The following is a 17,124-nucleotide window of genomic DNA, read 5'->3' as shown; positions in this document are numbered from 1 at the left end:
TCAATCAAGCGAATTTTAAATTTATTGTAACACAAGCTTGACCTCATCTCTTTCAAAATAACGAGTCTTTTTGAACGGGTGTTTCTTGGCTGATGATTTCTTTTGTGGCTTGGATTTTAGCGCTGCAGTATTGAGCCACGCCTTGAATGGTTTGCTTCATTAGGGCGTTGATTAGGGTGTGCATGAAATCAAAATCAATATCCTCAAGGGTTTGAGTTTTAGCGGTGGGTTTTAGGGGTAGTTGGATTTTTTGCTCCCTAAAAGTTTTATCAATATCCCTAACTAATACACTCAATAAAGGGCGTTTTAAGGCGTTTAAAAGCGTTGTGAAATAGTGGGCTGTGCGCGAATTAATTTTATTTTTGATTTCAGCTTTTGGCGTGATTTTTCGCATGAATTGTCCCGCATACCATGATTTTTTACGATAGAAAAAATCCATTTGCAAAAGCCCTAAACTCCAAGTAAATGGTGGGTTTAAATTTTCTGCATTAACAAATCCTGTGGTTTGCAAAACGCCTTGATTTTGCGAAGTCCTTGTAATATAATCGTAATCTTCTCCTTGCGTTAAAGCGTCTTTGTTAAAGCTTAAGGTTTTTTCAATTTCAAACAAATCCCCTAATTTGAAGCTTTGCCATGTTAAGCCGCATGGGGTATTACCCCCCCCCAGAATTTTTGTCATTGAAAACATTAAGGGCATTTTCTTCATCGCTAGAAAGGGTGGTGTTTTCTAGCCCTGTAGCTTTTAAATAAGCCTGAAGTTCGGCGAGCCGACACTGCTCAAGTTCGGCGAGCCGACACTGCTCAAGTTCGGCTATGAATTTTTCCATGAAATCAAAATCAATGTCATCAAGGGTTTGAGCGTTAGCGGTGGGTTTTAGGGGTAGAATGACTTTATCGTTTTTAATTTTTGCCCATGAACACATGTTTTCATAGCCGAATTTTTTAGGGTAACCAAAAAATAGCGTGGATAAAAACAAGCCGATTTTATGGTTGATTTCAAATTTAGGTTTGAGAGAAAATACCCTAGCGTGTGTTACCATTTTATAAGGAAAACTGCGATAAAACGCGCAACCAAACATGTCAATAGTGATAGTATGGCTTTCAAAAACTTTTGCTTTTATATCGCTTTGCCCTAAAACGCCATTATTGCTAAGCCCTGCAGTGATGACAAATTCGCCCTTATGATTGATATGGCGTTTTTGAATGTCAAAATCGCCGTTACTCGCTTCAAACAAATCCCCTAATTTGAACTCGCCCCACTTAATAGCGTTGAGTTGGCTACTAAGGGGGCCAATCACTTTGGGGGCGTTTGGTTTTTTAAAATCAAACCCACTTCATAAGAAAGGTAATCGGCTATCGTTCTTTTAAAATCCTCTAATTCGGGTTTAGTCTCATTCTTTTGGTGCGCTTCAAAATTAAAGTCTTTAGCATGCTTGTTTTCGCACGGCTTGGCGATAAAGTCTTCAATATAGATTGTTTTTAAATCGCCCCACAGCTCTTTAGAAACTTGAGCGTTTAAGCCGGCTTTGTAAATTTTAATGATTTCTTCGTAGCGTTTAGTGGGGTTAGAGGTTTCATTTAAGCCTCTTTTGGTGCGCTTGAAGCCATCGTTTCTAAAGTCTATGAATTTAACGGGCTTTTCATAATCGTGCGGCTCATGGGCTTTAAAAATATAGACGCTGGTTTGCACCCCGGCTTGAGGCATGAATAAATCGGTGGGCATTTTAACGCTCGCTAAAAGCGAATGTTTTTTTAAAATTTCAACATTGGATTTTAACGCTTGCCCGCTTCCTGCGCTATCTTGGATAATGATCGCACCTAAACCACCTTTTTGCATGTGCTCTAACCCGAACTTGATAAAAGGCATGCCGTTTTCTTCGTAGATAAAAGGAGGGTTTAATAAAAGGATATTGGGCTTGAAATCTTCATAAATCTTTTTACTAGTTTCAAAAGTGTTGCCTTTGATGATTAAACTTGATCCATCGCCTCTTAAAATCATGTTAGTGGTGGCTAGAGAAAACATTTCAGCGTTAAGCTCCACGCCTAAAAGCTGCGTGGTTTTTGCGTTTTTGATTTTTTCGTTCGCTATAGTGGTGTTTTTACCATAGGTTTTTTCAATGTCTTCAATCATTAGCACCATAGAAGAAATTAAAAAGCCCGCGCTCCCTGCGGCTAAATCCATCACAAAGGATTTCGCGTTAACCCCTAAAAGTTCGCTCATCATTTTAGTTACATAAGGCGGGGTTAAAACAATGCCTAATTCCTTACCATCCCCTAAAGCGTATTTTAAAAATTCGCTATAAAGTTCGCCCATGATGTCTAAATGACCGGTATTGTCGCTTTCATTAATGGGCTTATGGACAAACTCATAAAGAAAGGTAAAAATTTGCTTAGTGATGCTTGAATCTTTTTCTAAAAGCATGCTTATGGCTTTATCCAGGCTCGTTATTTTATCGCGCTGCGGGTCTTTACTGATTTCTTTAAAACTGGCGAGCATCAGATCTCGTTTTTCTTCGCTCAAGTTTTTGGTTTTCAAAAATTCGCTAATTTGGTTAAACACTAAAACGCCATCACGACTAGTGTCGGTTATTTCGCCTTTTAAATCGCTTGGTTTTAAGCCCTCTTTTTTGCCTTTAATTTCTTGCATGGACAAAAGCATGCCGCTCACGTATAGCACGCGCTGAGGCGCGGTGATGTTGTGGTTATGCATCAGGCGGTTGAGTTTTTTAGCGGTTTCGTTTAGATCGGCTTTGGTTTTGATTAAGATGGAATGCTTTTCCTCTTCAGTGAGCGTGCATTCTTTATAAAAAGCGTTAAACGATTCTTGATTTTCTAAAAAATGCAGGTTTTTAGCGTTAGTGAGCTTGTGCGAATTGATCCCGCTCGCAAAAATGTAATACACTTCTATCAAAAGGTTTTCTTCATCATCGCCGGCGATGCCTATGGCGATGCATTCTTTATATTTTTCTTTGTCTCTTAAGATGTTTTGAGCGTAGTGTAAAGCCCCATTCACGGCGAATTTTAAAATGGAATGATCATCGTTTGCAAGCACGCTGTTTTTGAGCTTTTTTAAATTTTTAGCGTAGAGTTTGTTTTCTATGATTACAGGGATAACGCTTCCTTTATTTTTAGGGTGCGTGTATTTTTCTAAGCTGAAATCTGGCTCGCCATAAGAGGTTTTATCTTTGGTTTTACTCGCATTCAAAAGGGCGTTTTTAAGGCTAGGACTCATTTGGCTTTTAACATTAAAATCCTTATTTTTCATAAGCCCTAAATTAATCAATTCTTTTTTGACATAGTCATCAACATCATCTTCTAACCGAAAAGCTTGCATATTTTTATCCTTTTTAAAAAATAAAATTATAACTCATTCGTCCGCGCTGCAAAGCGCGATCGCAAAGTGTGCTTTGATGTTTAGGGTTTTAAGGTGTTTTAGGGCTTCTTTTAAAGTGGTGCCGGTGGTGATAATGTCATCTAATAAAAAATAATCTAAATTTTCATCGCCTTTGAAAGTGAAATCCCGTGGGTTATTGGCACGAAATTCCAGGCTTTTCCCGGCATACGAAATAGTATTTGTGGCTCTTAAAGTCCCGTAAGTGGGCTTTAAATTCCCTTGACAAAAGCCTTTTAAAAGCGCAGCGGAATGCGAGTAAAAGGATTTGATTTTATCATCAATGGCGATGCCATAAAGGGGGATATTCAAGCCTTTTTCTTGCAGGATTTTCACAAATTCCGCGCCGGCTTTTTGAGAAAGCAAGGGCAAAATGCGAGATCCAATCAGCGCGTATTTGCTTTTAATGAGTTCTTCTACTTCGCTATAAGCGTAAAAACTATACACGCTCACGCCCTCTAAAACCCTTACTCTTAAGCTTAAGGGCAGATCGTTTAGGCAATTTGGGCAAAGAGGCTTGAAAGAAAGCTTCAAACAAGTTAAACAACGCATTCAATAAAGGCGGCGATTTTCTCGTGCAAGTTTTTAACGCTTTCTTTAGCGTCTAATTCCAAAACTTCGCACCCGAATTTTTCTCTTAGCGCATAAGCGTGGGTTTTGATCTTTTGCTGGATATGAAGTAATTTTTCTATGCCTTGGTTTTCTATTTTGTCTAAACTTTTAAGGCTTAAGCGCTGTTTTAAGCCCTCTTCATCTATCACTAAAAGAATGATTTTTTCAGGCAAGACGCTTTGAGTGGCAAGCAGGTTTAATTCCAAGCTTGAAAATTGGCTATAAGCCATGCCAGAGATCAAGCTCCTGTCGCTAATGATGAGCTTTTTTTCTTTTAGTGCCGGTTTGATCACGCTTTCTGTATGCTCAGCCCTATCGCTTAAGAATAAAAACGCTCTAGCCAATTCGCTGATATTTTCATTTAAAGCGATACGCCTTAAACTTTCGCCCATTCTCGTCCCCCCTGGCTCTTTGGTAAAAAGGGCGTTTTTAAACCTGGTTTTTAATAATCCTACTTGAGTGCTTTTGCCCACGCCATCAACGCCTTCTAATACCACATACATTTTAAGCCTTTGAAATCAAAGGATAAATTTCTTTAGGCACTAAATGGCTCGCATCGCCCTTATGCGTGATAATGGATCGCACGATAGAAGAGCTTATGAAAGCGTTTTGTAAAGTGGGCATGAAATACAAGGTTTCTAATTCGTGGTTTAAGGATTTGTTCGCATAACCCATTTGCAATTCGTATTCAAAATCGCTCACCACCCTTAAGCCCCTAACTAGCACCTTACAATGATACTCTTTAGCCAAATTAGCTAATAGCCCTTCAAACGCCACGCACTCTACATTTTTAAAACTTTTAGTGGCCAGTTGCATCATTTTTAAACGCTCATCTAAACTAAACATGGGGTTTTTAGCGCTTGAGTGCGCCACAGCCACAATGAGCTTTTCAAACAATTCGCTAGAGCGATGGATAATGTCTATATGCCCGTTAGTGACCGGATCAAAAGTGCCCGGGTAAATGCCGATTTTTTGCATCAGTTCATTCCCCATCGCGGGTATAAGTCATTTTCTATCCCTAAGCTGTCAAACCACTTCCCCACTAAAAAATCTTGCATCGCTTCTAAAGTCTTGCTCTGGGTGTAGTAAGTCATCATCGGCGGCGCAATGATTGCGTTAGAATGGGCGAGTTTGAGCAAATTTTCCAACATGATAGCGCTTAAAGGCATTTCTCTAGGGGCAATGAGTAAGGGGCGCTTTTCTTTAAGCATCACAGACGCGCTCCTAGAAATCAAATCCCCCCCAAAGCCATGCGCGATTTTAGCCACCATGTCCATGCTCGCTGGAATGATCGCCATTTTATGGATACCATAACTCCCTGATGCGATGCTCGCATGGATGTCTTGCTCGTTGAAAAAAGTCGCACCAGGCCGTAAATCTTTCATGGCGTTTTTAAGGTTGATGTTAGATTCTTCTAACGCCACGACATGCGCGTTTTTAGACGCCACGACAAAAACTTCAATTTCTTTGGGTAATTTTTCTAAAAACCGCAAGGCTAGGGGTATCCCGCTCGCCCCGCTGATGCCTAAAACCAATTTCATGAATATCCTTTATAAGATTTGCACTTTAGAGCTGCTCAACACTTTTGCTTTGAGTATTTTATTGCTTTCTAAATTTTTCGCTTGAATGATTTGATTAAGCGCGCCATTTTCTAGGGCTTTTAGGCTTATTTCTATGCTGATTTGCCCCTCTTCATACACCCCGGTGATGATGTCGTTTTTACGCACGATGATTAAAGCTTGGGTTTTATCCATGCTTAAAAGCGTGTCAGGGGGGATAAAATGTTTCGCGCTCACTTTATCAATCGCGCCCTCTAATAAGGGGTTAGAAAGCGCGCCAAACAAAACGCGCTCTTTTTTGGTGTTGTTAGCGGTGATGTTCTCGTCTTTTTTAATCGCCTCTATGCTTTTAAAAGCCTGCATGCTGCCTATCACGCTATAACGCACCGGTAGGCGTAAATTAGGCTCATTTTCTAACCTTAAAAACACGACCCCATCTTTTTTAAGCTTATTAGAAGCGTTCAATTCATAGCTTAAAATGGAAGCGTGAGAAAAACGCTCTGGGATTTCTAAATTAATGGTTTCAATTTCTAATTTTAAGTCTTGGTATTCTTTGAGGTAAGTTTCTTTAATCCCTATTTTAAGCGCGTTTGAATCCAGGGCGAAGAGCGCGTTTAAACAGATAAAAAAAAGGATTAAAATTTTCAAAACCCGTTATCCACTTTTTCTACAAATTTTTCTGAGATTTTATCATAGACATTCCCTCCGCAATTGATTTTCAAGCACAAACCGCTCAAGCCTTTTTCTACGCCCAAAACCCTACCGGTGCCAAAAATCTTATGTTTGATCAAATCCCCCACTTTAATGGGCGCGTTTTTTTGGTGGTTTTGTTTAGGGGTTTGATCGCTTTTAAGCAACTGGGCTTCTTCTAAAAACACAGAGGGCGAGCAAGAAATTTTCCTCCCAAAATACGAACGCTCTTGAACATAAGAGAGTTGCAATCCTTCTTTAGCCCTAGTGATCGCTACGTAAGCCAAGCGCCTTTCTTCTTCTAAATCGCTTTCTTGATTGAACCCCCTATGCGGGAAAAACCCTTCTTCTAGCCCGATCACAAACACATGTTTAAACTCTAATCCCTTACTCATATGCACGCTCATGCAACTCACTTTTTGCGCGTTTTCTGTATTATGGGTATCTAGAACGCTTTCATTCAAAAAATCCAGTAAAGAATGCGTGGGGTTAGTTTTAAAATGCTCTTTCACTAAAGCTAAAAGCTCTTTAACAAAGCCCTCTCTTTCTTCGTAATTGTCTTCTTTTTCATAGCTTTTTAAAAGGTTAGTCTCTTCTAAAAACCGCTCGCAAAACTCCTCTACTGAAATTTCAAAAGCCTCCCTCAAACGCCCTATCATAGCGGTGAATTTCTTTAAAGCGTATTCGTTTTTAGGGTTGAGTTTGTCTTTAAACGCCCCGAGTTTTAGCGCTTCTTCTAAATTCAAACCCTCTTCATCTAAAAGAGAAAAAATCCATTCTTGAGTGATCTTGCCAAGGCCTCTTGGGGGCTTGTTTAAAACGCGCTTAATAAAAAAGCGATCGTCTTTTTTCGCCACTACATGCATGAACGCCAAAGCGTCTTTAACCTCGGCTCTTTCATAGAAACTCAGTGCCCCAATGAGCCTATAAGGGATATTCAAAGCGTTCAAGCTCTCTTCAATGCTGCGGCTAAGCCCGTTTAAGCGGTACAAAATAGCGATATTTTCTAAATTTTCGCCTTTCTTTAAAAGGGCTTTGATCTGATAAGCCACATCCAGGCTCTCTTCTTTTTGCGTGGGGTATTCTTTACAAACCACGCTTTTATGCGAGCCTTTGAAACTTTGAAGCGTTTTAATGTGGCGGTGCTGGTTATGGCTAATAAGGGCGTTAGCGCACGCTAAGATTTCAGCGCTAGAGCGGTAGTTGGTCTCTAATTTCACTATTTTAGCCCCTTTAAAATGCTTGGAAAAATTTAAAATGTTAGAAATATCAGCCCCCCTAAAACCATAAATGCTCTGATCGTCATCGCCCACCACGCACAAATTATGATGCGTGAAACTCAATTTTTTTAAAAATTCCAATTGCAGGGCGTTCGTGTCTTGATACTCATCTACCATAATGTAATGGTAGCGTTCGCTAGTCTCTTTGGCGAGTTTTTCATTATCTTGTAAAATCTTAAGGCTTAAACAAAGCAAATCGTCAAAATCCACTAAATTGTCTTTTTTGAGCGCGTTTTGATAAAGCTCATAGGCTTTATGACATTCGCTATCTTGCATGCTCAAATCCATCATGCCGTTTTTAATTTGAGAAATACTGGCTCTAAAGCTTGAAATTTTGAGCTGTTTGCACAGCGTTTTGACTTCATCGCTATCTAGCACCGAAAAATCGCACGCTCTTTTTAAAAGGCCCATGTGTTGCCTTAAAAACAGCAAACCAAAACGATGGAAAGTGCAAAGCAAGGGGGGGATAAGGGTTTGGTTTTTCAACAATTTCAAAGCCCTTTCTTGCATTTCTTTGCTCGCTTTATTGGTGAAAGTGAGCGTTAAAGTGTTCTCGCTAGGCACGCCACAAGCGCCAATCAAATACGCCAAACGGCTCGTTAAAGTCTTAGTCTTACCGCTCCCAGCTCCTGCTAAAATCAACAAAGGCCCTTGAATGTGGCTTGCGGCGATTTTTTGCGCTCCGTTCAAATTGTCTAAAATGCTTTTTTCAAAACCCATTATTCTAAAAACTCGCCCTTTTCTTCTTGGTTCAAACGCTCTTTTAAAAGGTTGGCATCAATTTCAAAATCAAAATAAGGCGACGAAAAATCAGAGGTTTTAATGGCTAAAAAATGGTTTAGCGCTGATTTCAAGTCCCCTTTTCTTTGATACAACAACCCTAAAGCGTAACGGATATTTTCATTATTCGGATCGTCTAATTTCCCAAGCTCTAGCCATAAAGCGGCGTTATTGTAATTATTCTGCGCGATATAGGTCAAACCCGCTAGGATTTTTAAACGCATCTCATTATCCTTAAGATCGCTAATTAAGTTTTGATACAACGCGCTTGCTTTTTCATACTGGCCTTGAAACAAACTCACTAGTGCTAAATTTTCTAACCAATCGTTAGGGGCTTCGCCCTCTTCTAAACTGGCGATTTTTTGCTCCAATAATTTTTCTTGATGATCTAAATCATTGACCATAAATCCCATGTAAGTGTAGAAATGACGCCCCAAAATAGGCCCTTGCATGGTTTGATCCCAACTGATTTTATGCGAATCTAAAAGGGTGTAAATGCTTAAAGTGTGCCGGATGCTCGCATCATAATACGAAACGATTTCATAAAAGATATTAGAGATGAGGTCTTTAGGGAGCATTTTTTTCAAATTCCCAAAAGATTGCGCCATCAATTTTTTATCCTTGCTCTCTTTAGCGAACACCGCTTCTAGCGCGTAATAAAAAGGGAGCTTTTTAGGGGCATTTTTAAGCCAATCCATATCCCAATTGGTGCGGTAATTCAAATAAGCGATGAGCGAAGAGAGTAAAGCTTTTTGCGTGGGGCTAGAAAAATCCTGACTATAAAAATTCTCTGTGATTTCTCTTAAAAACTCCGTGGTGTCTTCGTGGGTGAAATGCGAGGCTAAAATTGCAAAAACCGCGCTCAAATAATCCGCAGAGTTCAAATGGAAAGCCCTTAAAAAATGGAAATAGGCTTTATGGTAATTTTCCAATTGCGCATAAATCAAGCCCGTATTATAATGGAGGAGCGCGTTATTGGGGCTATTTTTTAAAGACAAATCAAAAAAAGAAAGGGCTTTTTTTAAGCGCTTGTTTTCTAACGCTTTCAACCCTTTGAGCGCGTTTTTATCCGCTATCGCCATCAAACGCCCCCTTTTAAAAGCAAGGCTTGCCCCCTCTAAATCCTTTTGTGCATCAGAGTCTAAAAGAAACAGCCCCTCTTCAATCACGCCTAAGGTTTCTTTAGAGTCTAAAACCTTAAAAGGGGCGTAATAAAAGAGCAAGCGGTAGATAAAATCCCTTTTACCTTCAAAATATTGCGTGTTCCAAAAACGCTCTTTGGCTCTTTCTTTGTCTAAAAAAACAGGGTTTATCGTGGGCTTGATGGGGTAAAAAGAGTTGGCTAGCGCGCTATCTTCTTTGGTGTGGCTGGCTAATTTTAAGGCTTCGCTCGCTTTAAGGGTGTCGCCTTTTTTCAAACTCACCAATTCCAAAGCCATTAAAGCGTTTAAATCTTTAGGGTAGTTGTGCAAATAATGCTGCAAATGCTCCAAAGCCTGCTTGTAATGGCCCAAACGCGCCTGCAAAAGCCCTAAAGCGAGCTCATCTTGGGCGTTTGCGCTTTTTTGTAATTGCTTATAAGCGTTAGCTTCATCTTTAAACATCAAAAACAATTTAGACGCTAAGCGCGCGTTAGGCTTTAAAAAAGCGTTGGAATTAGGGTGCATTAAGGGCGAAAGGGCTTCAAAATACTCTCCAGCGTAATAGGATTTGAGCGCATAAGCGTAGGAGTAAAAAGACTTTTTATAGTCTTTATACAAAGTGTCTCTCACAATTTTTAGATAATGATAATACAAATCCTCATCTTGCAAATGATAAGCGCTCACTAACGCATCAATCGCGCTCACGCTCGCGTTTTCTTTAGAAGCGATGCTAGAATCAAACAAATCCAACGCCCCGTTAAAATCCTTTTCCTTAAACTTAATCACCCCTAAATTATGGCTCGCAATCCCTTGCGAAAAAGAAGCGGCTTTGTCAAACAGGTGTAAGGCTTCATCTTTTTGCCCTTGCTCATACAAAAGGCTCGCTTTTTGCATCATCGCATCCACTTGATTTTCATCGTTTCGTTTGAGGGAGTCCTTGCCGATTAAATCGGGTAAGTCTAAATTCTCTATTTGCCCCTCGGCTTGTGTGTTGTTAGCGTTGTTGGTGTCGTTAGGCGTTTCGTTATTAGTGGTGGCGGTATTAGTTTGTAAAGAAGTTTGTTTATTTTCTTTTTTATGCCCTAATAACAAGCTCAAAATTACAATGAGCGCGATGAGTGAAAGCAATATTCCAAGCGCGATATAAAGCTTTTTTTTATTGTGTAAAATCTGTTTAAAAAACTCTTTAGAGCTTTTGATTTTATTAATCGTCTGCTCCAAAGCCTGCTTCAAAGAGGGGATTTTAGAATGAATGCCCTTTAAGGGGGTTTCTTTTTCGTTTTTGTTTTCGCCCCCTTTCTCTTCTAATGAATTTTGCTCTTCATTCAGCACAAACTAGCCTTAAAGGTATTTTTCTAACGCCTTAGGAATATGGATGCTCCCATCCGCTTGCTGGTGGTTTTCCATTAAAGCGACCATCGTCCTGCCTACCGCTAAAGAAGAGCCGTTTAAGGTGTGCGCTAACTGGTTTTTTTGATTTTCTTTGAAGCGGATTTTGGCGCGCCTGGCTTGAAAATCCCTCGTGTTAGACACGGAGCTGATTTCTCGGTAGCAATTTTGCCCAGGCAACCACACTTCAATGTCTATCGTGTTGCTTGCGCTAAAGCCTAAATCCGCGCTACACAATTGCACAAACCGGTGCGGTAATTCCAAAGCCTTTAAAATTTCGCTCGCGCTCTCTAGCATATGCTCTTGCATGGCATCGCTTTCTTTAGGGTGCGTGATAGCCACTAGCTCCACTTTATCAAACTGGTGCTGTCTTATCATCCCTCTTGTGTCCTTGCCCGCACTCCCTGCTTCGCTCCTAAAACAAGGCGTGTGCGCGGTCATTTTAATAGGGAGTTTTTCAACGCTAACAATCGTGTCGTTGTATAGATTAGTGAGCGTTACTTCAGCGGTGGGGATCAGATACAAATTTTCATTTTCTATTTTGAAAACATCTTCTTTGAATTTGGGCAATTGCCCGGTCCCAAAAAGCATTTTTTCATTCACCAACGCCGGCGTGTAGATGATTTCAAAGCCATTTTTTTCATTAAAATCCAACATTAAATGAATGAGCGCGCGATAAATTTTAGCCCCAAAACCCCTAATGACAGAAAAACGGCTTTTGGCGAGTTTCACGCCGCTTTCAAAATCAATCCAGCCGTTTTTTTGAGCGAGTTCAAAATGCTCTTTGGGTTTAAAAGTAAAAACCCTTGGGGTTAAGATTTTTTTAATTTCTATATTGTCTTCTTCATTCGCACCTAAAGGGGTTTTTTCATCCACTAGATTAGGGATTATGGAAAGCTTCAAATCAATTTGTTGCTCCAATTCGCCCACGCTTTTGGAAAGCTCATTCAATTTGATTTTATTGTTTTCTAGCTCTTTTTTGAGATCGCTTGTATCCACTTTTTGAGCCATCTTGATACCAAATTCTTTAGAAACCTTGTTTTGAAAGGCTTGCAAGCCTTCTAATTCAATGAGTCGCTTTTTATAATACGTGATGACTTCGCGCAAACGCTCCAATTCATCATCCATCGCATTATTACGCTTTTTTAAAGAAAGAGCCACCTTATCAAAATCTTGCAACAAAAGTTTTCTATCAATCATTCAACCCTCTTTAATCGTTCTAAAATGCCACAATTTAGCCCATTCGTCTATATCGTTTTTATCTATTTGAGCGTTCAAAGCCCCCATTTTACCCTCTAAAGAATCTTCAATAGTGCCATTAGGCAAGGCCACAAAACTATCCCCATAAAATTTCCACAAAAATTCGTTTTTTTGATTTTCTTCTACAAGGATTTGGCGATACGCTCCGATCCTATTAGCCCTAACCACCACGCAAGAAGCGCAAAAAGCGCGCATCTGGCACAAAAGCCGCCACCTTTCATTGGATTCAAAAGTGGCCACGCTGCTTAAAAGCACCACATCCACGCCCTGATTTTTAGCTTGAACCCATATTTCATCAAAATGCGCTTCAAAGCCAAACAAAGGAGCGATTCTTAAGCCGTCTCTTTCAAACACGAGCAATTCTTTAAAAGCGCTTTTCTCATTGTCAAAAAAGCTCTCTTCATCCCAGTGAGGATAGGGGATTAGGCGTTGTTGGGTGTAATACTGGATATTTTCTTTAGAAATGAGGGCGATTTTTTTATAGATTTTAGAATATTCTTCTAAAAGCACCGGGGCTGAAATGATCAAGTCTGATTCTTCGCATTTTTGAGACAAAAACTCCATCGCTCGCGCAGACTGCGCGTTAATCTCATTCACATCCAATCCCATGTTATGGTGGAAAAAGGGGTTGATCACATATTCAGGCAACACCACCACGCTTTGCTTGGGTATGGAGTTGAATAAAGATTGCATGAGATTCTCTTTAAAAAACTCTAGCTGTAAGGCAAACACTCGCATGCTTTAAGCCTTTTTGTCTGTCGTTTGGAGTTTTTCATGCTCTAAATAAGCGTTTTCTAAAAGCTTTTGAGCCAAAAACAACTCTTGCATGGCCGTTTTATACAAATCCATCCCGTCTTTTAAGGATAAATTGGGATCATTCAAGCGATCTATGGCTTGCTCTAGGGAATGAACATGCTCTTCAAAACTTTTTTTAGGGGCGTTTTTAGTGTTTCTAGTGTTTTTTGGGGGGGCTTTTTCGGTTTCAAATAATTCATCTTGCATGACATTCCTTTAGCTTTTTTTAACAAGCATGGTCGTTGAAATTTGAGCGATAGAATCTTCAGTCCTTAAAATCTCAAACCCTGCGTTTTTTAATTCAAATTTCAAACCTTCTAAACTCAAAAACCCCTCAATGGATTGCGGTAAATAAGAATAAGCGCCATAATTCTTACTGATAGCCCCTCCCACTAAAGGCAAAACCTTATTCGTGTAAAACCCTGAGATTTTATCCAGCCATGTGGGGTTGTCTTTTTTTAAAAATTCTAAAATCACTAAAACGCCCCTGGGTTTTAACACCCTAAAAAACTCTTTTAAAGCTTCTTGTCTTTCCACGATATTACGCAAGCCATACGCAATGGAAAGGATATCCACGCTGTTATTTTCAACGCCCTTTAAATCTTTGGCTTGAGCCTGAATGAAAGAAATTTTGTTTTCAAGCTCTTCACATTTTTTAATGGCCAATTCAAGCATGTTATTAGAAGGATCAATCCCCAAACATTCCTTAAACTCTATGCCGCAATTGAGAGCGCTTTTTTGCCAAGCTATGAGCATATCCCCTGTCCCGCATGCCACATCCACAAGCCTTAACGCTTTCTTATTCTCCAAAAACAAAAACGCATGCTCGCAAGCCCTTTCTCGCCATTTAACGTCTAAGCCAAAACTCATCAAGCGGTTGGCTTGATCGTAAGAGCTGGCTATATCATCAAACATGTTGATGATTTTTTCTTGCTTGAGGTGCTTTTCTTTCTTCATGACTTTTCTTTTTTCATGGCTTGTCTTTAAAAAGGCTTGACAACCACTAAAATCACAATGAGAATCATTAAAATCGTGGGTATTTCATTAAACACACGATAGAACCTTGCGTTTCTTCTTGTGGGGTCTTTTTCCAACTCGCGCATGCATTTCTTACAATAAAAATGATAGGCTAAAAGTAAGATCACTAAAGCCAATTTAGCATGCAACCAACTCCCACTTTTAAAGAGCGTGGGCTCTATCAACAGCATTAAAATCCCTGTAATAAGCGTGAAACCCATAGCTGGTGAAGCGATAAAGAAATAAAGCTTTTTTTCTTGGATTTTAACCACTCCTACAAACTCTTTTTTATGCGCGTTTTCTGCATGATAGACAAAAAGGCGCGGCAAATAAAATAACGCCGCCATCCACGAAATGACCGCTATCACATGGAAAGCCTTAACCCATAAAAAATACCCATTCAAAAATCCCATACCACTCTCCCTAATTTATTTTATTTTGTTGTAAAAACGCTTGCAAATTTTCTCTTTCGCCGCTGATTTCCACTTCCACGCTTTGGTTTGAAAAATTCTTTTTGCTTAATTGTAAGCTAAATTTCTTAATTTCACGCTGAAGAGCGTCTAATTCTTTGTAAGAATAATGAGCGCTTAAAGTTTCTAACTCCACAAAATCCTTCAAAGCGTTTTCTTTTTGAGCGTTTTCTACGCACAATAACGCGCTAGTGGCATAAGCCTTCATCAAGCCCCCCACCCCTAAAAGCGTGCCTCCAAAATAACGCACGCTCACTAATCCTATATTGATTAAATCCTTTCGCCTCAAAACGCTAAGCACAGGCATGCCTGAACTCCCTTTAGGCTCGCCATCATCGCTAAAACCCTCCGTGATTTTGCCCTCTAAAGAATAGCGGAACGCCGTTACAAAATGTGCGGCTTTAAAATGCTCTTTTTTCAAAGCCGTGAGGGTTTTTTCAAAATCGCTAAAGGGCATGAGATAGCCTAAAAAGCGAGACGCTTTAGTTTGGTGCTTGGAAGCGATGAGATTTTTAAGCGTTTTCACAAGCTTTCTTTAAAGAGCTGAGTTTGAATACGCACCCTATAAAACTCGCAATAAAAATCACAATAAGTGCATAAAAATGGACAGACACATCTATAAATTCCGCATGCATTTGATTCAATCGCCCTAATAAACTGATCCCATGATAAGCTGGCACTATTTGAACGAAAACCTGTAAATAAGAGGGCAAGGATTCAAAAGGCCACACAAAACCCATCATAAAAATCAAGGGCAAAGAAGAGATTAAAACGATTTGAGTGGTGTGGGCTTCATTTTTGATCCATGCGCCTAAAAACGACCCCAAACTCAAGGTTGCAAGCATGAAAATCAAACTATTCAAAAACACCATTAAAGCACTTCCATGCCGTTCGATCCCATAAAAAGAAAACAGCGCCCCAAAATACCATAAAATAAAAACGCTAAACGCTGCCATAAACACCAAGAGTCTTGCGCACAGCCTTAAAGCGATTTGTTTCTTGTCTAAAAGGGCCAATTCCAAACGCCTAGAGCTAGTAAACATGCTGCTTGCAATGAGCATCACCTGGTGCAAGATGAAAATAAACACGCTAGAGAGCGCGTAATTCAAATACCCCTCACTAGGGTTATACAAAGCGATAGGCTTAATCTTAATCCCGTCTGTCCCTAATTCAGCTTCTTCTATTTGGGCGTTGCGTTTGAACCTTATTTCATCATTTAAAGCGTTGATGCTCTCCACCACCGCATTCGCTAACGCACCATAAATCAAAAAGTAATTGGAATTCGCATAAAAATCTATCGTTACAGGCACTTGCTTATGGATATTGGCTTCAAAATGCGAAGGGATATGCAAGATCCCATAAATTTTTTCTTCTTTTAAAAGCTTTTTGGCTTCCAGCATAGAGGGGCTAAAAAAAGCGATTTCTAACTCGTTGGAGCTTTGCACCATGAAGGCTAATTGCCTAGAAAGGAAGGAATTGTCTTCATCTACAAGGGCGATTTTTTGCTGCGTTACGATGTCTTTCAAATAAGGCAAAGGGTATAATAAGCCATAGATTAAAGGAGCGCCTATAAGGATTAACAAAACGCCCTTATGAGAAACAATAGCCCTTAATTCCATTAAAAGGATTTTAAAAAAATTCATGCGCTAGCCTTATCTTTTTTAAAAGAAAAATAAAAAATCAAAAGCCCTAAAGCTAAAAAGATTAAAAAAAACACAAGCGGCATTAAAGAATTTAAAGACTCGGTAAAATTCGTCTTATAATAAGCCTCTTGTAAAAAGAACTTCATAAAATGGCTAATAGGCAAGCAATGGCTCCAAAAATCCCCAAAAATTTCCATGTTGTTTTGCGGGTAAGTAACCCCAGCAAACGCAAAGCTTGGAGCGGTATAGACCCCAATCGCGCCAGCGGTTTCAATAACGCTTTTTGAAATGCCATAAACTAGCACCACAAACCCGCTCATGATGAGCGCCATTAAAACTACCGCCAAAAAAACCAACAACAAATGCGCATAATTCCCCTGCATGCCAATGAAATTAAAATAAAACGCCATACCCATCCCCCAAAAACTAAACACGCACACATTCGCTAAAATACTGATTAAAAGCTCGTGCATGTTAGAGGTTTTTTGAATGAAATTGAGCATGCCAATCGCAATGAAAATAAGCCACATGCAAGGCAGCATCACGCTTAAAAGGTATTGCGTGTAATTGTTTTCTTCATTGTATAGGGCATGCAATTGGAGAATGATGGGCATTGCTTGGGCTTTAGCCGAAATCAAATTGGAATCTCGCACTAAAGCTTTGGTGGCTAAGGTTTTAGCGTCTAAAGTCAAAGCGGTTTGTAAGAAGGCGTTTTTGAGCGTTTTCCCCACTAAAACATATTCAGCGTTATAATAAAAGGGCAAATCCACCTTTCGCCCCATTTTGATTTTTTTCTCTAAACCTTTAGGCAAAACTAACGCCCCATACGCTTCAGCGGAGTTTAAAAAGCGTTTGGCCTCTAAAAGGCTGGCCACTTGGTATTTGATTTCAACCGCGCTCGTTGCGCCCAATTCAAACGCTACCTGATGGCTTGTAGTGGTCTTATCCCAATCCACCACCACAATAGGGAGCTGTCTTGGGATTTCTTGTTTAAAGATTTGCGTGCCTAAAACCCCTAAACAAAAAGGCAATATAAAACACACGATAAACAAGAACTTGTCTTGTAAAACCCATGCGCTTATCAATCTGAACAAAA

General features: G+C 39.8%; 16 protein-coding genes and 1 pseudogene. All 17 read right to left on the bottom strand.

Going from position 1 to position 17,124, the window contains the following annotated elements; all coding sequences use genetic code 11:
• Window positions 1-52 precede the first annotated feature (52 nt).
• Window positions 53-1,298: pseudogene (locus HG567_RS07250) on the bottom strand (restriction endonuclease subunit S).
• The gene (locus tag HG567_RS07245) at window positions 1,295-3,334 is read right to left on the bottom strand and encodes an HsdM family class I SAM-dependent methyltransferase (RefSeq protein ID WP_202163801.1); all 2,040 of its coding nucleotides are present in this window, start codon (window positions 3,332-3,334) and stop codon (window positions 1,295-1,297) included. Before HG567_RS07245 ends, HG567_RS07250 begins: the two are co-directional and overlap by 4 nt.
• Window positions 3,335-3,367: 33 nt before the next feature.
• Window positions 3,368-3,943, bottom strand: a complete 576-nt coding sequence (locus tag HG567_RS07240) for a ComF family protein (protein ID WP_202139660.1) — start codon at window positions 3,941-3,943, stop codon at window positions 3,368-3,370.
• A complete protein-coding gene (gene tmk, locus HG567_RS07235; RefSeq protein ID WP_202137972.1) occupies window positions 3,931-4,506 on the bottom strand; it encodes a dTMP kinase in 576 nt (191 codons plus the stop codon). The genes HG567_RS07240 and tmk overlap by 13 nt, the downstream gene beginning before the upstream one ends.
• Window position 4,507: 1 nt before the next feature.
• A complete protein-coding gene (gene coaD, locus HG567_RS07230; RefSeq protein ID WP_202139659.1) occupies window positions 4,508-4,981 on the bottom strand; it encodes a pantetheine-phosphate adenylyltransferase in 474 nt (157 codons plus the stop codon).
• Window positions 4,981-5,544 carry a UbiX family flavin prenyltransferase gene (locus HG567_RS07225; protein WP_000780095.1) on the bottom strand — a complete coding sequence of 188 codons (564 nt, stop codon included), beginning with the start codon at window positions 5,542-5,544 and terminating at the stop codon, window positions 4,981-4,983. Before HG567_RS07225 ends, coaD begins: the two co-directional genes overlap by 1 nt.
• Window positions 5,545-5,553: 9 nt before the next feature.
• The gene (gene flgA / locus HG567_RS07220; protein ID WP_202163800.1) at window positions 5,554-6,210 is read right to left on the bottom strand and encodes a flagellar basal body P-ring formation chaperone FlgA; all 657 of its coding nucleotides are present in this window, start codon (window positions 6,208-6,210) and stop codon (window positions 5,554-5,556) included.
• Window positions 6,207-8,252 (bottom strand): DNA helicase UvrD, encoded by a 2,046-nt coding sequence (gene uvrD, locus HG567_RS07215; RefSeq protein ID WP_202139657.1) that lies wholly within the window; start codon window positions 8,250-8,252, stop codon window positions 6,207-6,209. The genes flgA and uvrD overlap by 4 nt, the downstream gene beginning before the upstream one ends.
• The gene (locus tag HG567_RS07210) at window positions 8,252-10,786 is read right to left on the bottom strand and encodes a tetratricopeptide repeat protein (protein WP_202139656.1); all 2,535 of its coding nucleotides are present in this window, start codon (window positions 10,784-10,786) and stop codon (window positions 8,252-8,254) included. The genes uvrD and HG567_RS07210 overlap by 1 nt, the downstream gene beginning before the upstream one ends.
• A 9-nt stretch (window positions 10,787-10,795) precedes the next feature.
• Complete coding sequence (gene serS / locus HG567_RS07205) at window positions 10,796-12,043, bottom strand: serine--tRNA ligase (RefSeq protein ID WP_202163799.1); 1,248 nt, start codon at window positions 12,041-12,043, stop codon at window positions 10,796-10,798.
• A complete protein-coding gene (locus HG567_RS07200; RefSeq protein ID WP_202163798.1) occupies window positions 12,044-12,841 on the bottom strand; it encodes a carbon-nitrogen hydrolase family protein in 798 nt (265 codons plus the stop codon).
• Between the two features lie 3 nt (window positions 12,842-12,844).
• A complete protein-coding gene (locus HG567_RS07195) occupies window positions 12,845-13,105 on the bottom strand; it encodes an exodeoxyribonuclease VII small subunit (protein ID WP_097679255.1) in 261 nt (86 codons plus the stop codon).
• A 9-nt stretch (window positions 13,106-13,114) separates the two neighbouring features.
• Window positions 13,115-13,855 (bottom strand): bifunctional demethylmenaquinone methyltransferase/2-methoxy-6-polyprenyl-1,4-benzoquinol methylase UbiE, encoded by a 741-nt coding sequence (gene ubiE / locus HG567_RS07190; protein WP_202163797.1) that lies wholly within the window; start codon window positions 13,853-13,855, stop codon window positions 13,115-13,117.
• A gap of 26 nt (window positions 13,856-13,881) precedes the next feature.
• The gene (hemJ, locus tag HG567_RS07185) at window positions 13,882-14,328 is read right to left on the bottom strand and encodes a protoporphyrinogen oxidase HemJ (RefSeq protein ID WP_202139652.1); all 447 of its coding nucleotides are present in this window, start codon (window positions 14,326-14,328) and stop codon (window positions 13,882-13,884) included.
• A gap of 10 nt (window positions 14,329-14,338) precedes the next feature.
• Window positions 14,339-14,911 carry a YigZ family protein gene (locus HG567_RS07180; RefSeq protein ID WP_202139651.1) on the bottom strand — a complete coding sequence of 191 codons (573 nt, stop codon included), beginning with the start codon at window positions 14,909-14,911 and terminating at the stop codon, window positions 14,339-14,341.
• The gene (locus HG567_RS07175; RefSeq protein WP_202139650.1) at window positions 14,898-16,028 is read right to left on the bottom strand and encodes an ABC transporter permease; all 1,131 of its coding nucleotides are present in this window, start codon (window positions 16,026-16,028) and stop codon (window positions 14,898-14,900) included. Before HG567_RS07175 ends, HG567_RS07180 begins: the two co-directional genes overlap by 14 nt.
• The gene (locus HG567_RS07170) at window positions 16,025-17,122 is read right to left on the bottom strand and encodes an ABC transporter permease (protein ID WP_202139649.1); all 1,098 of its coding nucleotides are present in this window, start codon (window positions 17,120-17,122) and stop codon (window positions 16,025-16,027) included. Before HG567_RS07170 ends, HG567_RS07175 begins: the two co-directional genes overlap by 4 nt.
• Between the last annotated feature and the right edge of the window lie 2 nt (window positions 17,123-17,124).

The organism is Helicobacter pylori (genome assembly GCF_016755635.1).
Taxonomy (GTDB): Bacteria; Campylobacterota; Campylobacteria; order Campylobacterales; family Helicobacteraceae; genus Helicobacter; species Helicobacter pylori_CQ.
The sequence above is the reverse complement of the archived record's forward strand: the minus strand, read 5'-3'. Positions and strand labels throughout refer to the sequence as shown.